This is a genomic window from Pantoea ananatis PA13 (assembly GCF_000233595.1).
In the GTDB taxonomy this organism is placed as follows: Bacteria; Pseudomonadota; Gammaproteobacteria; order Enterobacterales; family Enterobacteriaceae; genus Pantoea; species Pantoea ananatis.
Genome location: NC_017554.1, coordinates 2,643,786 through 2,660,128, shown reverse-complemented (window position 1 = coordinate 2,660,128; position 16,343 = coordinate 2,643,786). Strand labels below are relative to the sequence as shown.

General features: G+C 59.1%; 12 protein-coding genes. 11 read left to right on the top strand and 1 reads right to left on the bottom strand.

Annotation, left to right across the window (positions count from 1 at the left end; genetic code table 11):
- Positions 1–8 precede the first annotated feature (8 nt).
- The 5 genes from ntrB to cobA are packed head-to-tail and all read left to right on the top strand — an operon-like array spanning position 9 to position 9,200.
- Positions 9–881, top strand: a complete 873-nt coding sequence (ntrB, locus tag PAGR_RS12500) for a nitrate ABC transporter permease (RefSeq protein WP_014605988.1) — start codon at positions 9–11, stop codon at positions 879–881.
- 10 nt (positions 882–891) lie between these two features.
- A complete protein-coding gene (locus PAGR_RS12495; protein ID WP_014605987.1) occupies positions 892–1,680 on the top strand; it encodes an ABC transporter ATP-binding protein in 789 nt (262 codons plus the stop codon).
- Positions 1,681–1,690: 10 nt separating this feature from the next.
- Positions 1,691–5,764: a nitrite reductase large subunit NirB gene (nirB, locus tag PAGR_RS12490; RefSeq protein WP_014605986.1), complete on the top strand. Its 4,074-nt coding sequence runs from the start codon at positions 1,691–1,693 to the stop codon at positions 5,762–5,764.
- Positions 5,761–8,382 (top strand): nitrate reductase, encoded by a 2,622-nt coding sequence (locus PAGR_RS12485; protein ID WP_014605985.1) that lies wholly within the window; start codon positions 5,761–5,763, stop codon positions 8,380–8,382. Before nirB ends, PAGR_RS12485 begins: the two co-directional genes overlap by 4 nt.
- Entirely contained in the window at positions 8,379–9,200 is an 822-nt protein-coding gene (gene cobA, locus PAGR_RS12480) for a uroporphyrinogen-III C-methyltransferase (RefSeq protein WP_014605984.1), read from the top strand. The genes PAGR_RS12485 and cobA overlap by 4 nt, the downstream gene beginning before the upstream one ends.
- 30 nt (positions 9,201–9,230) lie before the next feature.
- Here cobA and PAGR_RS12475 read toward each other — a convergent pair whose 3' ends face one another.
- On the bottom strand, positions 9,231–10,043 hold the full coding sequence (locus PAGR_RS12475; RefSeq protein WP_013025547.1) for a DeoR/GlpR family DNA-binding transcription regulator: 813 nt from the start codon (positions 10,041–10,043) through the stop codon (positions 9,231–9,233).
- A gap of 342 nt (positions 10,044–10,385) precedes the next feature.
- Here PAGR_RS12475 and PAGR_RS12470 point away from each other — a divergent pair, with 342 nt between their 5' ends.
- From PAGR_RS12470 to PAGR_RS12445, 6 genes are read left to right on the top strand one after another with little or no spacing between them, the layout of a single operon-like run.
- Entirely contained in the window at positions 10,386–11,180 is a 795-nt protein-coding gene (locus tag PAGR_RS12470; protein ID WP_013025548.1) for a GolD/DthD family dehydrogenase, read from the top strand.
- Positions 11,181–11,234: 54 nt separating this feature from the next.
- A complete protein-coding gene (locus PAGR_RS12465) occupies positions 11,235–12,170 on the top strand; it encodes a D-ribose ABC transporter substrate-binding protein (RefSeq protein ID WP_014593574.1) in 936 nt (311 codons plus the stop codon).
- Positions 12,171–12,215: 45 nt separating this feature from the next.
- Positions 12,216–12,827: a DUF2291 family protein gene (locus PAGR_RS12460; protein ID WP_014605983.1), complete on the top strand. Its 612-nt coding sequence runs from the start codon at positions 12,216–12,218 to the stop codon at positions 12,825–12,827.
- Positions 12,828–12,837: 10 nt separating this feature from the next.
- A complete protein-coding gene (locus PAGR_RS12455; protein ID WP_014605982.1) occupies positions 12,838–14,364 on the top strand; it encodes a sugar ABC transporter ATP-binding protein in 1,527 nt (508 codons plus the stop codon).
- A 17-nt stretch (positions 14,365–14,381) separates the two neighbouring features.
- The gene (locus PAGR_RS12450) at positions 14,382–15,449 is read left to right on the top strand and encodes an ABC transporter permease (protein WP_014593577.1); all 1,068 of its coding nucleotides are present in this window, start codon (positions 14,382–14,384) and stop codon (positions 15,447–15,449) included.
- Between the two features lie 12 nt (positions 15,450–15,461).
- Positions 15,462–16,256 (top strand): glucose 1-dehydrogenase, encoded by a 795-nt coding sequence (locus PAGR_RS12445; RefSeq protein WP_013025553.1) that lies wholly within the window; start codon positions 15,462–15,464, stop codon positions 16,254–16,256.
- Positions 16,257–16,343: the final 87 nt, after the last annotated feature.

The following is a 16,343-nucleotide window of genomic DNA, read 5'->3' as shown; positions in this document are numbered from 1 at the left end:
AGGCCCTGATGAAAACCCAGACTCGTCCACTGGCGCAGCCGGTCAATACGCCCACTCAGGCAACGGTGGTTTCCCTCCAGGTCACGCCTAAAAAAGTGCGCCCGCCTGCGCGCCTGCGTCCGCTGCTACAGCGCTGTATTCCGGCGCTGTGCGGTGTCCTGCTCCTGCTTCTGGTATGGCAGATCGCGGCGCTGTACAGCCAGGGCTTTCCGGGGCCTTACGCGACCTGGGCGGCGGCGAAAGTCCTGTTTGCCGATCCGTTTTATAACAACGGCCCTAACGATCAGGGCATTGGCTGGAACGTTCTGGCCTCGCTGCAGCGCGTGGCCATCGGGTTCGGTCTGGCGGCGCTGGTGGGTATTCCCGCCGGCTTTCTGTTGGGGCGTTTCACCTTTGTGGCGCGCATGTTCAATCCCATTATCGCCTTGCTGCGTCCGGTCAGTCCGCTGGCCTGGTTACCTATCGGTCTGCTGCTGTTCCAGCGGGCGGAACCGGCCTCAAGCTGGACCATTTTTATCTGTTCGATCTGGCCGATGATCATCAACACCGCAGAAGGCGTGCAGCGCATCCCGCAGGATTACCTCAACGTGGCGCGCGTGCTGCAGCTCTCTGAATGGACCATTATGCGCCGCATCCTGTTTCCCGCCGTGCTGCCTGCCGTCCTCACCGGGGTGCGCCTCTCGATTGGCATCGCCTGGCTGGTGATTGTCGCGGCTGAAATGCTGACGGGCGGTCTGGGCATTGGCTTCTGGATCTGGAACGAATGGAACAACCTGAACGTTGAAAACATCCTGATTGCCATTCTGCTGATTGGTGTGGTCGGCCTGCTGCTTGAGCAGGGACTGATGCTGCTGGCGCGTCGTTTTAGCTGGGATAAATAAGGGGAACATCATGCAACCTATCATTCGCGTACAACAGGTCAGCCAGCGCTTTACCACCTCGGGCGGAGATTTTCTGGCGCTGGACAACGTCAGTTTCGATATTCATCAGGGCGAAACCCTGAGTCTGATCGGTCACTCCGGCTGCGGTAAATCCACGCTGCTTAACCTGATTGCCGGCCTGACCCGACCCACCAGCGGCGTGCTGCTGTGCGATAACCGCGAGGTCACCGGTCCCGGCCCTGAGCGGGCGGTGGTGTTTCAAAACCACTCTCTGCTGCCGTGGCTGACGGCGTTTCAGAATGTCGAACTGGCGGTGCAGCAGGTTTTTAAAGGCAAGATGAACAAGGCGGAGATGCACGACTGGATCGAGCACAACCTCAACCGGGTGCAAATGAGCCATGCCCTGCAAAAGCGTCCCGGCGAGATCTCTGGTGGGATGAAGCAGCGCGTCGGCATCGCCCGCGCCCTGGCAATGAAGCCGCGCGTTTTACTGCTCGACGAGCCGTTCGGCGCGCTGGATGCGTTAACCCGCGCGCACCTGCAGGACAGCGTGATGCGTATTCAGCAGGAGTTAAATACCACCATTGTGCTGATCACCCACGACGTGGATGAGGCCGTGCTGCTTTCTGATCGGGTCCTGATGATGACCAACGGCCCCGCCGCCCAGGTGGGGGACATACTTACCGTCGATTTACCCCGACCGCGTTCGCGCGTGGCGCTGGCTGAGGATGCGCGCTATCACCAGCTGCGCCAAAAAGTGCTGCATTTTCTCTACGAAAAACAGACCTCGGCGGCGTAAGGAAAACACCATGAGACAACGGCTGCTGGTGGTCGGTAACGGGATGGCGGGCATGCACACCGTGGAAACGCTGTTGCAGCTGGCGCCGGAGCGTTATGACATTACGGTCATTGGCCGTGAACCACACGGTAACTACAACCGCGTGCTGTTGTCGCCGCTGCTGGCTGGCGAAAAAACCGTGGAGCAAATCCAGATTCACGATCGTGACTGGTACGCGCGCCAGGGCATCACCTTGCTGGCCGGGGAAACGGCTGAGCAGATCGACGTGGCGGCGCGCACGTTGCGCACCTGCCAGCGCCTGCTGCACTGGGATCGTCTGATTCTGGCGACCGGATCGCAACCGCGCATGCCGCAGGTGGCAGGCATCGATCTGCCGCACGTAACGGCTTTCCGCACGCTGGAGGATGTGGATTTACTGCTGGCCGGTAGCGGGCCGGTCGTGGTCGCCGGCGGCGGTTTTCTGGGCATTGAGGCCGCGGCAGCCCTTCAGGCGCAAGGGCGCGATGTCACGCTGGTACATCGTCAGTCGCGCTTACTGGACCGGCAACTGGACGCCATGGCAGGGGAATTACTGCTTGCCCAGCTCAGCGCACGCGGTATCCGCTGTGAACTGAATTGCAGCGTCGCAGAAATCGGCCCGCAGTCACTGACTCTCAACGATGGCCGACAGCTGGCGGCGGCGCAGGTCGTTATCGCAACGGGCGTGCAGCCAGACATCGCCCTGGCCCAGGCCTCAGGCATTCCCTGTCAGCGCGGCGTTCTGGTGGATCGGCAGTTACGCACCGCCCATGCCGGGATTTATGCGGTCGGCGAATGCTGTGAAATTAGCGGAGAAACCTTTGGCCTGGTTGCGCCTTGCCTGGCGCAGGCGGAGGTGCTGGCCGCTCAGCTGGCGGGATGTCCTCAGGCTGATTTCTACAGTGAAGCTACCGGCACGCGTCTTAAGGTGAGCGGGATCGCGCTGTTCAGCGCGGGTGATATCCGTGAAGCCCCTTCCGTCACCAGTTTCGATCCGCTTTCCGGTCACTATCGACGTCTTTTTATCAAACAGGGGCGGCTCAACGGTGTGCTGCTGTATGGCGACTGCCAGCAGGGTGCCGCGTTGCTGAACCAACTGCATAACGCCAGGCAGGTTTCTGTCAATACGCTGTTTGGCCTTGATGAACCTGAAACGCAGCCGCAGGCTGCAGGAAACCCCGTGATGAATCACTCTAAACCTGTATTAGCCGTCGTGGGTCACGGCATGGTCAGCCACCATTTTCTGGAACAGCTGGTAGCGCGTTATCTGCATCAGCAGTATCACGTCGTGGTGTACGGCGAAGAGCGCCATCCGGCCTACGATCGCGTGCACCTGTCTGAGTACTTCACCGGCAAAGAGGCCGCGCAGCTCTCGCTGGTTGGCGAGGACTTTTTTGCCCAACACGGCATTGAACTACGCAGCGGCTGTCGGGTGGAGGCGATCGATCGTCAGCAGCGTAGCCTGCACGACAGCGACGGCAAAGCACTGTGCTGGGATAAACTGGTGCTGGCGACCGGTTCGCGCGCGTTTGTGCCTCCGGTACCGGGACATGAGGGCGAACGCTGCTTTGTGTACCGCACGCTGGACGATCTGGATGCGATCGCCGCCTGTGCCGGTAAAAGCCAGCGCGGTGTGGTCATCGGCGGTGGTCTGTTGGGGCTGGAAGCCGCCAATGCGCTGAAGCAGTTGGGGTTGGAAACCCACGTCGTTGAGTTTGCGCCGCGCCTGATGGCCGTGCAACTGGACGAAGGTGGCGCGCTGATGCTGCGGCAGAAAATTGATTCACTGGGCGTGACGGTTCACACCTCCAGGCAGACTGAACAGATTGCGACCCAGCCAGACGGAAGCCTGGTGCTGCACTTTGCCGATGGTGGCGAACTGGCCACCGATCTGGTGCTGTTCTCTGCGGGCATCCGGCCGCGTGACGAGCTGGCCCGCACCGCCGATATCAGCGTTGGCCCACGCGGCGGCATTACGATCAATGACGTCTGCCAGACCAGCGATGACGATATCTACGCTATCGGCGAATGTGCCCTGTGGAACGGACAAATTTTTGGCCTGGTGGCGCCGGGCTATCAGATGGCGCGCGTGCTGGCCGGGCATCTGGCCGCCGAGCCAGCCCGGTTCAGCGGGGCCGATATGAGCACCAAACTGAAGCTGCTGGGCGTGGAAGTGGCCTCTTTTGGTGATGCGCACGCGAAAACGGCAGGCAGCCTGAGCTACTTCTGGGCCGATGGTCCGAAAGGCATTTATAAGAAAATTGTGGTCAGCGCTGACGGTAAGCGGTTGCTGGGCGGCGTGCTGGTCGGTGACAGCAGCGACTATGCCACGCTGTTGCAGATGATGTTAAACGCGATGCCGCTGCCGGAGGCGCCGGAAGGGCTGATTCTGCCTGCGCTGCAGGGTGCGCAAGCCAAAGGTCTGGGCGTTGCCATGCTGCCCGACAGCGCCCAGATCTGCTCCTGCCACAACGTCAGCAAAGGCGATATCTGCCAGGCGGTGCAGAGTGGCTGTGGCGATATGGCCAGCATTAAAAGCTGCACCAAAGCCGCGACCGGCTGTGGCGGCTGCTCGGCACTGGTAAAACAGGTGATGGAGTTCCAGCTGGAAAACCTTGGCGTTGAGGTGAAAAAAGATATCTGCGAGCATTTTGCCTATTCACGTCAGGCGCTCTACCACCTGATTCGCATCCATGAAATCAAAACCTTCGATGACCTGCTGGCGCGCCACGGGCGCGGCTGCGGCTGCGAGGTCTGCAAACCGTTGGTCGGGTCCCTGCTGGCCTCGTGCTGGAATGACTATTTGCTGAAACCGGCCCATCTGCCGCTTCAGGATACCAACGATCGCTACTTTGCCAATATCCAGAAAGACGGCACCTATTCCGTCGTGCCGCGCGTGCCGGGCGGGGAGATCACGCCGCAGGGGCTGATCGCCATTGGCGAAGTGGCGGCACGTTACGATCTCTACACCAAGATTACCGGCGGTCAGCGCATCGACCTGTTTGGCGCACGGCTGGATCAACTGCCTGAGATCTGGGAAACCCTGCTGGCAGCAGGCTTTGAAACCGGCCATGCCTACGGGAAGTCGCTGCGTACGGTGAAATCCTGTGTGGGCTCGACCTGGTGTCGCTACGGCGTGCAGGATTCCACCGCCTTCGCCATCGATCTGGAGAATCGCTACAAAGGCCTGCGCGCGCCGCACAAAATCAAAATGGCCGTCTCGGGTTGTACCCGCGAATGTGCGGAAGCGCAGAGCAAAGATATTGGGGTGATCGCCACAGAAAAGGGCTGGAACCTGTACGTGTGCGGCAATGGCGGCATGAAACCGCGCCATGCCGAGCTGTTTGCCAGCGATCTGGATGATGAAACCCTGATCCGCTATGTCGATCGCATTCTGATGTTCTACGTGCGCACGGCGGAGCGCTTACAGCGCACCAGCGTCTGGATGGATAACATGGAAGGCGGCCTGGATTACCTGCGCGACGTCGTGATCAATGACAGCCTCGGTATTGCCGCAGTGCTGGAGCAGGAAATGCAGCAGGTTGTGGAAACGTATCAGTGTGAATGGCAGACCACGCTGGCAGAGCCATCGCGCCGTGCGCTGTTTACCGCCACGGTGAACAGCGATCAGCCGGATGAAACGCTGCACTATGCGCGCGTACGCGGTCAGCGTCAGCCGCACACCGCCAGCAGTATTCCGCTGATGCACCTGCCCGCCGAAACCTGGAGCGAAGTCTGTTCGCTGGATGCCATTCCGGCCGAAGCGGGGATCGGTGCGCGCCTCGGCAGCGTGCGCATTGCGCTGTTCCGTTTCGGCGACGACTGTTATGCACTGGAAGATCGCGAGCCGGGCAGCGACGCCAGCGTGCTGTCGCGAGGCATCCTCGGCGATGTGGCCGGTGAACCCGTCGTTATTTCACCGCTCTACAAACAGCGCGTGCGCCTGCGCGACGGCCAAAGTCTGGATGATCCGCAGTATCAGCTGCGCTGCTGGCCGGTGAAGCTGGAGGATGGCCAGGTCTGGGTCGCTAACCGTCCGATTAACCTGATGGCGCAGGCATCATGAAAACGACCTGTGCCTATTGCGGCGTGGGCTGTGGCGTCGAGGTGACCCTGCAACACAGCGAATCTGCACAGGTGAATGGCGATCCGCTGCATCCGGCCAACGGCGGGCGACTGTGCGTTAAAGGGGCCGCGCTGGGGGAAACACTGACCCGGACGGGACGCCTGCTGCATCCCTGTATTCATCAACAGCAGGTCAGCATGGCGGCGGCGCTGGATGCCGCCGCTGACGGGCTCCGGAAGATTATCGCAGAGCACGGCCCTGAGGCCGTGGCCTTTTATGGCTCAGGCCAGTTGCTCACGGAAGATTACTACGTGGCCAACAAGCTGATGAAAGGCTTTCTTGGCGTCGCCAATATCGATACCAACTCGCGCCTCTGCATGGCTTCAGCGGTGGTGGGCTATAAGCGGGCGCTCGGGGCGGATGCGGTACCCTGCTGCTATGAGGATCTGGAGCAGGCGGATCTGATTGTGATGGTCGGCTCCAACGCGGCCTGGGCCCATCCGGTCATCTTTCAGCGACTCAGACAGGCGAAACAGCAGCGGCCGGAGATGCAGGTGGTGGTGATCGATCCGCGCCGCACCGCCAGCTGTGATATCGCCGATCTCCACCTGGCAGTGCGGCCGGGCAGCGATCCGGCTCTGTTTTCAGGCCTGCTGCACTGGCTGGCCCAGAATCAGGGCATTGAGGCGACAATGCTGCCGCACCTGGACGGCGTTGAAGCCACCCTGCAGGCAGCCAGCCAGTGGGGAATAGCTGAAGTTGCGGAACACTGCGATCTCAGCGATGCGCAGGTGGTGGCCTTTTATCAGCTGTTTGCCCAGCGTGATCGGGTCCTGACCTTGTGGTGCATGGGCATCAACCAGTCACAAAGCGGCAGTGACAATAACAATGCGATAATTAATGCGCATCTTCTCAGCGGAAAAATAGGCCGTCCCGGCTGTGGGCCGTTTTCACTCACCGGCCAGCCCAATGCCATGGGCGGACGTGAAGTGGGCGGCTTAGCCAACCAGCTGGCGGCACACATGAGTTTTAACGAAGCGGACTGCGATCGTTTACAGCGTTTCTGGCACAGCCCGACCATTGCCCGCCAGCCCGGACTGACCGCCGTGGCGCTGTTTGACGCGATCGATCGGGGAGAGGTTAAAGCCGTCTGGATCATGGGCACCAATCCGGCTGTGTCAATGCCGGAAGGCAATCGCGTGGCCCGGGCGCTGGCCAACTGTCCGCTGGTGATCGTCTCCGACGTGCTGGCGCACACGGATACCACAGTCTTTGCCCATATTCTGCTCCCCGCCCAGGGCTGGGGCGAAAAAAACGGCACCGTGACCAATTCTGAACGCCGTATTTCCCGTCAGCGTGCGTTTGTTGCACCCGCCGGGGAAGCCAAACCCGACTGGTGGCTGCTGGCGCAGGTGGCGCAGCGGCTGGGGTTCGGTCAGGCATTTAACTGGACCCATCCGGCGGCGATCTTCCGCGAGCATGCGGCGCTGTCCGGCTTTGAGAACGCGGGCGAACGCGCTTTTGATATCAGCGGCCTGGCACAGCTCAGCGATGCCGAGTGGGATGCGCTGACGCCTGTTCAGTGGCCCGTCAATGCCCGTCACCCACAAGGCTGTGCCCGGCTGTTCAGCGACCGGCGTTTTTATCATCCGGATGGCAAGGCACGGCTGCTGCCACCGGCCACGCCGCCGCCTTTAGAGCGCAGTGCTCGTTATCCCTTACTGATGAACAGCGGGCGCGTACGCGATCAGTGGCACACCATGACGCGCACCGGCCTGGTGCCTCGCCTGATGCAGCACTGTGACGAACCTTTTGCCGCCTTGCATCCGGAAGAGGCGCGCCGTTATGGCCTGTTTGCCGGCGCGCTGGCGCGCGTGCAGTCTGAATGGGGATGGATGGTGGTGCGCGTGACGCTGGACAGCGGTCTGCGGCGCGGGGAGCTGTTTGTGCCGATGCACTGGAACCGTCAGTTCAGCCTGCAGGGTAACGTCGGGGGTTTAGTGGCCGCGACCCGCTGCCCGGTTTCGGCTCAGCCCGCCTTTAAACAGACAGCGGTGCGAATTCAGTTATTACAACCCCGCTGGCAGGGCTGGCTCTGGCAGAGAAACAGTGCGCCACCGGCCGGGCTGCGTTACTGGGCGCGCACCCCGCATGAGGGCGCGCATCGCTTTGCGCTGGCCGGAGAGGACCAGCCGCAGCGCTGGCTGGCGTCTCAGTTCAGCGTTGAAGGGTTGCAACTGCAAACCGCCAGCGATGGCGGCCACAGCTATCGACTTCTGGCATGGCGGGACGGTGAACTGCAGCTGGCCTTTTATGCTGACCAGCGCTTACCTGAAATCCAGCACGACAGGGTCGCTCAGGCCTTTCGTCAGGCACCGGCGGACGCTGCTGAACGCCACGCGCTGCTGGCAGGCCAGGCGGCGCAGGCCCCGGCGACCGGACGCATTATCTGTAGTTGCTATGGCGTGGGCGAACAAACGATTCTTGATGCTATTCGTCAGGGCTGCCACAGCACCCAGGCACTGGGCAAAGCGCTCAAATGTGGCACCAACTGTGGCTCCTGCCTGCCGGAGCTAAAACACCTTCTGCTTTCCGTCTCTGTCCCGGAGGAATTATGACGCTGGCTATTCACACCTTAGATAAACTGCTGGCGCCCGAAAACGCGTCCCGCCCCGGCCGCGTCTGGTTAGTGGGCGCCGGGCCGGGCGATGTCGACCTGCTGACGGTAAAAGCGCTGCGTTTACTGCACGGCGCTGAAGTGGTGGTTTACGATCGCCTGGTGAGTGAGGCGGTCATGGCGGAAGTGCCGGACAGCGCGCTCTGCATCGACGTGGGTAAACGGCCCGGTCACCACGGCCTGAAACAGGCGCAGATCAATCAACTGCTGGTGGATCTGGCGCTCAGCGGGCGCAACGTCGTGCGCCTGAAAGGCGGCGATCCCTTTATCTTTGGTCGCGGTGGCGAAGAGATGGTGTGCCTGCAGCAGGCTGACATTGTCTGTGAGGTCGTGCCCGGCATTACGGCTGCCGTCGGCTGTGCCGCCGCAAGCGGGATTCCGCTGACGCACCGGGATTGCGCCCAGTCCCTGCGCTTTATTACCGGACACGGGCGCAGCGGTGAGCCTCAGTTGGATGCCGCCGCGCTGGCAGCCAGTAATCAGACGCTGGTGTTTTACATGGGGCTGAGCTGGAGCAGCATCATTAGCAGCCGTCTGCGTGAGTATGGCCGCAGGGAGGATACGCCGGTCGCCATTATCGAAAACGGCACGCGCCAGGATCAGCGGGTGTTGGTGACCACGCTGGCAGGGCTGCCAGAGACGATCGCGCAGCATAAACCGGTGTCGCCGTCGTTGCTGATCGTCGGAGACGTGGTTCGCTACTATCGAGCCGACCTGCTTGTCAGGCTGGGCGCAGAGGCGGCCATTTGCCAGGCGTGATAATCAGGTTGCCAAGGCCACGCGTTAACATCAGGGGGCGCGGCGAGCGGGTAAGGGCGCAACCAGCACCTTAACGCCCAATGCCTCAAACGCGGAGATATGCGCCTGGCTGATCCCGCTGTCGGTAATCAGGTAGTGGATGTGGCTCCAGTCGCAGGGCAGCGCAAACATCGAGACCTTATCAATCTTGCTGGAGTCGGCCACGACGTAGACGGTGCTGGCGGATTTGATCATCGCCATTTTTACTTTGATGTCGGTTTCGCTGGGAAAGCTCAGGCCGAGCCGTGGCGAGATACAGGCGGTGGCGAGAAACAGTTTTTCTGACAGCACGTTTTCAAAGAAGCTGGCGGCCTTGTCTCCGGACGTTGAAAGCGTCGGAAATTTAAAGGTCCCGCCCGTCAGCAGCACATTGATCCCGGGCTCGCCGCCCAACTTCAGGGCGATATTCACGGCGGTGGTCACTACCGATAAACGCCGGATGTGGCTGATGGCATCCGCGATAGCCGTGGTGGTGGTGCCAGAATCGAAAATCACCGTATCACCGTTTTCGATATGCTGGGCAGCCAGGCGCCCAATCGCGTCTTTTTCTTCCATGTGGGTCTGACGTTCCAGCTGCAGCAGGCCGGTATTCTGTTTGCCGGTCATCAGGGTCGCGCCGCCGTGGTAGCGCTGCACGAAACCCTGTTTTTGCAACATCCGCAGGTCGGTTCGCAGCGTGGCCTCGGTCAGCCCGAACGTTTTCGTCAGCGCTTTCACCGTCACCGTCCCGTCCTCCCGAATCATCTCCAGGATCTTGTCACGACGCTGCTGCATTTCAGCTAGCTGCTCAGTCTTGCTTTTCAATCGAAACGCTCCCTCTTTTAATCGCATCGGGCTTATAGCGATAACGCGTTGTCGCAGAGTTTAACCCGCAGATTTCGCCTTTGCGAGTCAGCATGAAAAGATGTTTATTTTCGTTCGAAAGTCAATATGCGCCATGCTTTATCCCTTTCACCTTCGCGACAGCAACACAATCCATATTACTCAGGCGTTTTGCAACCGGGATCACGCGCTTTGAACCGAATCACGCCGCCAGGCACGCAGTGTTGTGAAATTTGATCTTAGCCACATTAACCATCAATTCGATAGCTTATATTTTTGTTCGAAAATGAATGCGGCAAATAAAATACCAGAGAGGACAGTCGGATGAGCGGTGAATATGACGTTAACCTGCGCTATGGCGTAGACACCACAATGAATCTGAGCGGCAAAGTGGCCGTGGTGACGGGCGGGCTGGGCGGCATCGCCATGGCCAGTAATCAGATGCTGCTGGAGAAAGGGGCGAGCCTGGCGCTGCTTTATCCGCCCTTTGAAGCGGATAAGGTCGACAGTGCGCGCGCAGCCCTGGCCGGACAGGTGCAGTTTATTTGCTGCGATGTAACCGATCCTGCCGACGTTGAGCAGGCGTTCGACGCCATTGTTGATCACTACGGTCATATCGACATTCTGGTGAACTGTGCCGGCTACGTGATGCTTCAGCCCGTGCTGGAAACCGATTTTGCCGAGTGGCAAAAGCAGATCGCCGTGAACCTGACCGGGCCTTTTCTGTGCTCACAGGCTGCGGGCAAGCAGATGGTCAAGGCGGGCAACGGCGGCAAGATCATCAATATCGCCTCTCAGGCGGCGTCCATCGCTATCGACAACCACGTCGCTTATACCTCCGCCAAAGCCGGGTTACTGGGCATGACCAAAGTGATGGCGAAAGAGTTTGCTCCGCACCGCATTAACGTGAATACCCTGTCGCCCACTGTGGTGCTGACCCCGATGGGGGAAAAAGCCTGGCGCGGTGAGAAGGGCACCGAAATGAAAAAACTGATCCCGTTAGGCCGCTTTGCCTACACCGACGAGATCGCCGCCGCCGTGCTGTTTTTTGCCAGCAACGGCAGCGACATGATTACCGGGGCCGACCTGATGATCGACGGTGGCTTTACCATCTGGTAAGGCCACCGCCAGGCTTCGTTTTCCTCTGCCAACACCCTAATAGCGAGACACACCATGAAAAAAACGACGTTGCTCTGCACCACGCTTGCGGCCTGTTTGTTTTCTCACACCGCGCTGGCGGTTGAGAAAGGCACCATTATGATTTTGGTTAACTCACTGGATAACCCTTATTACGCCTCGGAGGCCAAGGGCGCCAACGTGAAAGCTCAGGCGCTGGGCTACAAAACCTCGGTGCTCTCTCACGGTGAAGACGTTAAGAAGCAGAACGAGTTGATTGATGCGGCTATCGGCAAAAAAGTGCAGGGCATTATCCTGGACAACGCGGATTCCACGGCCAGCGTGGCGGCCATCCAAAAAGCCAAACAGGCCGGTATTCCGGTGGTGCTGATCAACCGTGAAATTCCGGTAGATGACGTGGCGCTGGAACAGATTACCCACAATAACTTCCAGGCGGGCTCTGATGTGGCCAACGTGTTTGTTGAGAAAATGGGAGAGAAAGGGAAATACGCCGAGCTGACCTGCAACCTCGCCGACAATAACTGCGTCACCCGTTCGAAATCCTTCCATCAGGTGCTGGAACAGTATCCGGATATGCAAAGCGTCGCGCGTCAGGATGCCAAAGGCACGTTGATCGACGGCAAGCGCATCATGGACAGTATTCTGCAGGCTCACCCGGATGTAAAAGGCGTTATCTGTGGTAACGGCCCGGTGGCGTTAGGCGCCATTGCCGCCCTGAAAGCAGCCGGACGCAATGATGTCGTGGTCGTCGGCATTGATGGCAGTAACGATGAACGCGATGCGGTGCAGGCCGGAACGTTAAAAGCCACCGTGATGCTCCAGGCGCAGGCCATTGCCGCTCAGGGCGTAACCGATCTTGATAATTACATTCAGAAAGGCGTGAAGCCTGAGAAGCAGCGCGTGATGTTTCGCGGCATTTTGATCACACCGGACAATGCAAAAAACGTACAGGACTTTAACTACAAGTCGTAATCCATTGTTGTCGCGCCCGTACTGACGGGCGCCAGGGAGAATGTCATGTACAACCGACTCTGGCTGATACCGATCGTGATAGCACTGGGTAGCTGTCGTATTGTGTCGCAGCAGGAACTGGCCGACCTCAAGAATCCCCCGAATCCTCACATGGCCAATATCGGGCAACTCTGGCAGCAGAAGCTGGTGCCACAGATCGTGGCGCAGGCAAAGCCGTTGGGCGAGCTCACTCAGCGCCTGCAGTCAGAGAAGGATCTGGACAGCGCCTGTCGCGCCCTGGGCTACCGGGCGCAGAGCGAGAATCCCTGCATATTCAGCGTCAGCGTGAGTGGGGAAGTCACGGCGCTGGATACCACCTCACGCAACGGCAAAATGAAAGTTAAAGCGGCATCAGGTGACACTGTCACTATTCAGATCGGGCCCATCATTCGTGGGACGGCGCTGCGGGATGCTTACAAAGGGGCCAGCTATCAGGATTTTAACGATCAGGTGATGTTTAGCGACTTTGGTAAAGCCATCAATCAGCAGGCGGTCACCATGATACATAACGCCGCCGTAAAACCGGGCGACCGGGTTGACGTGGTCGGCGTTTTTAGCAGCTGGGACATTTCCCACGCGCTACCCGATATTACGCCCGCCCAGATCACGCGTCAGTGAGGAGGTGATCATGCATGTTACTGAACAGCAAGACGACGTCATTATTGAGACGCGCGGCCTGTCGCGGGTTTATCCCGGCGTGACCGCCCTGGATCAGGTTAACTACCGGGTTTATCGCAACAAGGTCAATGTGCTCATCGGGGAAAACGGTGCCGGCAAATCCACCATGATGAAGATGCTGGCCGGGGTGGAAACCCCATCGTCAGGCGTGATTCTGCTGGATGGCAAACCTGTGACGCTTCACTCCACCCAACAGGCCGAAAAATTGGGCATCAGCATTATCTTTCAGGAGCTGAACCTGTTCCCGAATATGAACGTGATGGACAACATCTTTATCGCCAATGAGTTCTTCCAGCGCGGCGTCATCAACGAAAAGTATCAGTATCAGCTGGCCAAAGCACTGCTGGAACGGCTGGAACTGGACGTCGATCCTTATGCTGCGCTGGATGCGCTGGGCATTGGTCATCAACAGCTGGTCGAGATCGCCCGCGCGCTGTCGAAGGATACGCGCGTGCTGATTATGGATGAACCGACCAGCGCCCTGAGTCAGTCGGAAGTTAAAGTGCTGTTCAACGTCATTGAACAGCTCAAGCGACGCGGCGTCACCATTATCTATATCTCCCATCGGCTGGAAGAGCTAATGGAGATCGGCGACCACATTACGGTTTTCCGGGACGGGCGTTTCATCGCCGCGCGTGAGGTGCGCGACGTCAGCGTGCCCTGGATCATTGAACAAATGGTTGGCGACAAGAAAAAGCACTTCGACTATCAACCCGCGCCGCAGGGGGAGACGGTGCTGCAGGTGGCGGGGCTCACCGCACTGCATCAGAACGGTGGCTACCGGCTCAATGCGGTGAGTTTCAGCCTGCGCAAAGGCGAAGTGATTGGTATTTATGGCCTGCTGGGCGCCGGACGAACAGAGCTGTTTAAGGGATTAACCGGGTTACTGCCTTGTCAGCGTGGGGAGATTCAGTTAGGTGGACAGCGGCTGGACAACTGCAGTTTCCAGCAGCGACTGAAGCGCGGCATCACGCTGGTGCCGGAGGATCGTAAAGGTGAAGGCGTGATCGAGCTGATGTCGATTAGCGCCAATATGACCTTGTCGAATCTCAGCCTGCGCGGCTTTCGCCGGGCGCTGGGCATCGTGCACCCTGACAAAGAACGGCAGCGTGTCAATGAAATGATTCAGCACCTGGTGATTAAAGTCAGCGACAGCGAGTTGCCTATCAGCGCGTTAAGCGGCGGCAATCAGCAGAAGGTGGTGCTGGGAAAAGCGCTGATGACCGGACCTGCGGTGGTGTTGCTGGATGAGCCCACCCGCGGCATTGATGTCGGGGCCAAAACCGATGTGTATCACCTGATTGGCAAACTGGCGCAGCAGGGGCTGGCGGTGATGTTTTCGTCGTCCGAACTGGATGAGGTCATGGCGCTCGCCGATCGGATTCTGGTCATGGCCGATGGCCGTATTACTGCCGATTTGCCCCGTGCCGCTGCCACGCGCGAAAAACTGATTAGTGCATCCACCCCGCAAGCCTGAGGTTGCCGGAGAATAAGATGAATCAAAAATATCTGCTGTACATGTACTTACTCAAGGCGCGTACCTTTATTGCGCTGCTGATCGTGGTCGGCTTTTTTAGCGTGATGGTGCCTAATTTCCTGACGCCGTCGAACATGCTGATTATGACCCAGCACGTGGCGATTACCGGGCTGCTGGCTATCGGCATGACCCTGGTGATCCTGACCGGAGGTATCGATCTGTCTGTCGGTGCCGTCGCCGGGATCTGCGGCATGGTGGCGGGCGCGTTACTGACGTCGGGCGTGCCGCTGTGGAATGGCGCGCGACTGTTTCTTAATGTGCCGGAGGTGATCCTCACGGTCGCGCTGTTTGGCACGCTGGTGGGCATCGTCAACGGCACGATAATTACTCGCCTCGGCGTTGCCCCTTTTATCTGTACGCTGGGCATGATGTATGTGGCCCGTGGCGCAGCGCTGCTGTTTAACGATGGCGCCACCTACGCCAATCTGGTTGGCATGCCCGCGCTGGGCAATACCGGTTTCGCACTGCTGGGTTCCGGCACCGTACTGGGGGTTTTTATTCCCATCTGGCTGATGATCGGCTTTTTACTCCTTGGCCTGTACCTGACACGGAAAACGCCGCTTGGGCGCTATATCTATGCCACCGGCGGCAATGAGTCGGCCGCGCGGCTGGCGGGGGTGCCCATCATCAAAGTCAAAGTGTTTGTTTACGCTTTTTCCGGGCTGTGTGCCGGATTAGTTGGGCTGGTGGTGGCTTCTCAGCTGCAGACCGCGCACCCCATGACAGGCAACATGTTTGAGATGGATGCCATCGGTGCCACGGTGCTGGGTGGCACGGCGTTGGCAGGCGGCCGTGGCCGCGTGTCCGGTTCCATTATCGGTGCCTTCGTGATTGTTTTTCTGGCCGATGGCATGGTGATGATGGGCGTCAGTGATTTCTGGCAGATGGTGATCAAGGGCGTGGTGATTGTCACCGCCGTGGTGATTGACCAGTTCCAGCAGCGTTTACAAAGCAAAGTGATACTACTGCGCCGCCATGATAAGCAGCCGCCGGCGGTGCCCCATGCTGACATTCGTCATGGATAACAGGAGAACACAATGAACCGGGATTTTAGTGGGAAAACGGTCGTCATCACCGGCGCCTGTCGCGGTATTGGCGCAGGCATTGCCGCCAGGTTTGCCCAGGACGGCGCAAACCTGGTGATGGTATCCAATTCTGAACGTGTTTTTGCCACGGCGGACAGCCTGCGGCCCATCGCCAACGCGATTCTGGCCCTGCAGGCGGATGTAACCGATGAGAACGATGTGCAGCAGGTGTATCAGCAGGCATTTGAGCGCTTTGGCCGCATTGACGTTTCGGTTCAGAACGCGGGCATTATCACGATTGATACCTTCGGGAATATGCCCAAAAGCGATTTCGAACGGGTGCTGGCGGTGAACACCACGGGCGTCTGGCTGTGCTGTCGTGAAGCCGCTAAATACATGGTGCAGCAAAACGGCGGCAGCCTGATTAACACGTCTTCAGGGCAGGGGCGTAAAGGATTTATCTACACGCCACACTATGCTGCCAGCAAAATGGGCGTCATTGGCATTACGCAAAGTCTGGCGCTGGAGCTGGCCCGCTGGAATATCACGGTTAATGCGTTTTGCCCTGGCATCATCGAAAGCGAAATGTGGGATTACAACGATCGCGTCTGGGGCGAAATTCTGAGCACGCAACAAAAAACCTATGGTAAAGGCGAGCTGATGGCGGAATGGGTAGAGAACATTCCCCTTAAACGGGCCGGGCAGCCACAGGACGTTGCCGGGCTGGTCGCCTTTCTGGCATCGGATGATGCGCGCTACATTACCGGACAAACCGTTAATGTTGATGGCGGGCTAATTTTTTCCTGAAACAAGCGGGTTGTCTGGCCGCGACATGCGGCCAGGTGGCTCGCAGATGCACAAATATCGAGTTAAGTCATGAATCTGGGTCACATT

What these genes read in the sequence shown, in the direction of transcription:
- ntrB (WP_014605988.1), top strand. Translation starts at nt 9, where the DNA reads ATGAAAACCCAGACTCGTCCACTGGCGCAGCCGGTCAATACGCCCACT.
- PAGR_RS12495 (WP_014605987.1), top strand. Translation starts at nt 892, where the DNA reads ATGCAACCTATCATTCGCGTACAACAGGTCAGCCAGCGCTTTACCACC.
- nirB (WP_014605986.1), top strand. Translation starts at nt 1,691, where the DNA reads ATGAGACAACGGCTGCTGGTGGTCGGTAACGGGATGGCGGGCATGCAC.
- PAGR_RS12485 (WP_014605985.1), top strand. Translation starts at nt 5,761, where the DNA reads ATGAAAACGACCTGTGCCTATTGCGGCGTGGGCTGTGGCGTCGAGGTG.
- cobA (WP_014605984.1), top strand. Translation starts at nt 8,379, where the DNA reads ATGACGCTGGCTATTCACACCTTAGATAAACTGCTGGCGCCCGAAAAC.
- PAGR_RS12470 (WP_013025548.1), top strand. Translation starts at nt 10,386, where the DNA reads ATGAGCGGTGAATATGACGTTAACCTGCGCTATGGCGTAGACACCACA.
- PAGR_RS12465 (WP_014593574.1), top strand. Translation starts at nt 11,235, where the DNA reads ATGAAAAAAACGACGTTGCTCTGCACCACGCTTGCGGCCTGTTTGTTT.
- PAGR_RS12460 (WP_014605983.1), top strand. Translation starts at nt 12,216, where the DNA reads ATGTACAACCGACTCTGGCTGATACCGATCGTGATAGCACTGGGTAGC.
- PAGR_RS12455 (WP_014605982.1), top strand. Translation starts at nt 12,838, where the DNA reads ATGCATGTTACTGAACAGCAAGACGACGTCATTATTGAGACGCGCGGC.
- PAGR_RS12450 (WP_014593577.1), top strand. Translation starts at nt 14,382, where the DNA reads ATGAATCAAAAATATCTGCTGTACATGTACTTACTCAAGGCGCGTACC.
- PAGR_RS12445 (WP_013025553.1), top strand. Translation starts at nt 15,462, where the DNA reads ATGAACCGGGATTTTAGTGGGAAAACGGTCGTCATCACCGGCGCCTGT.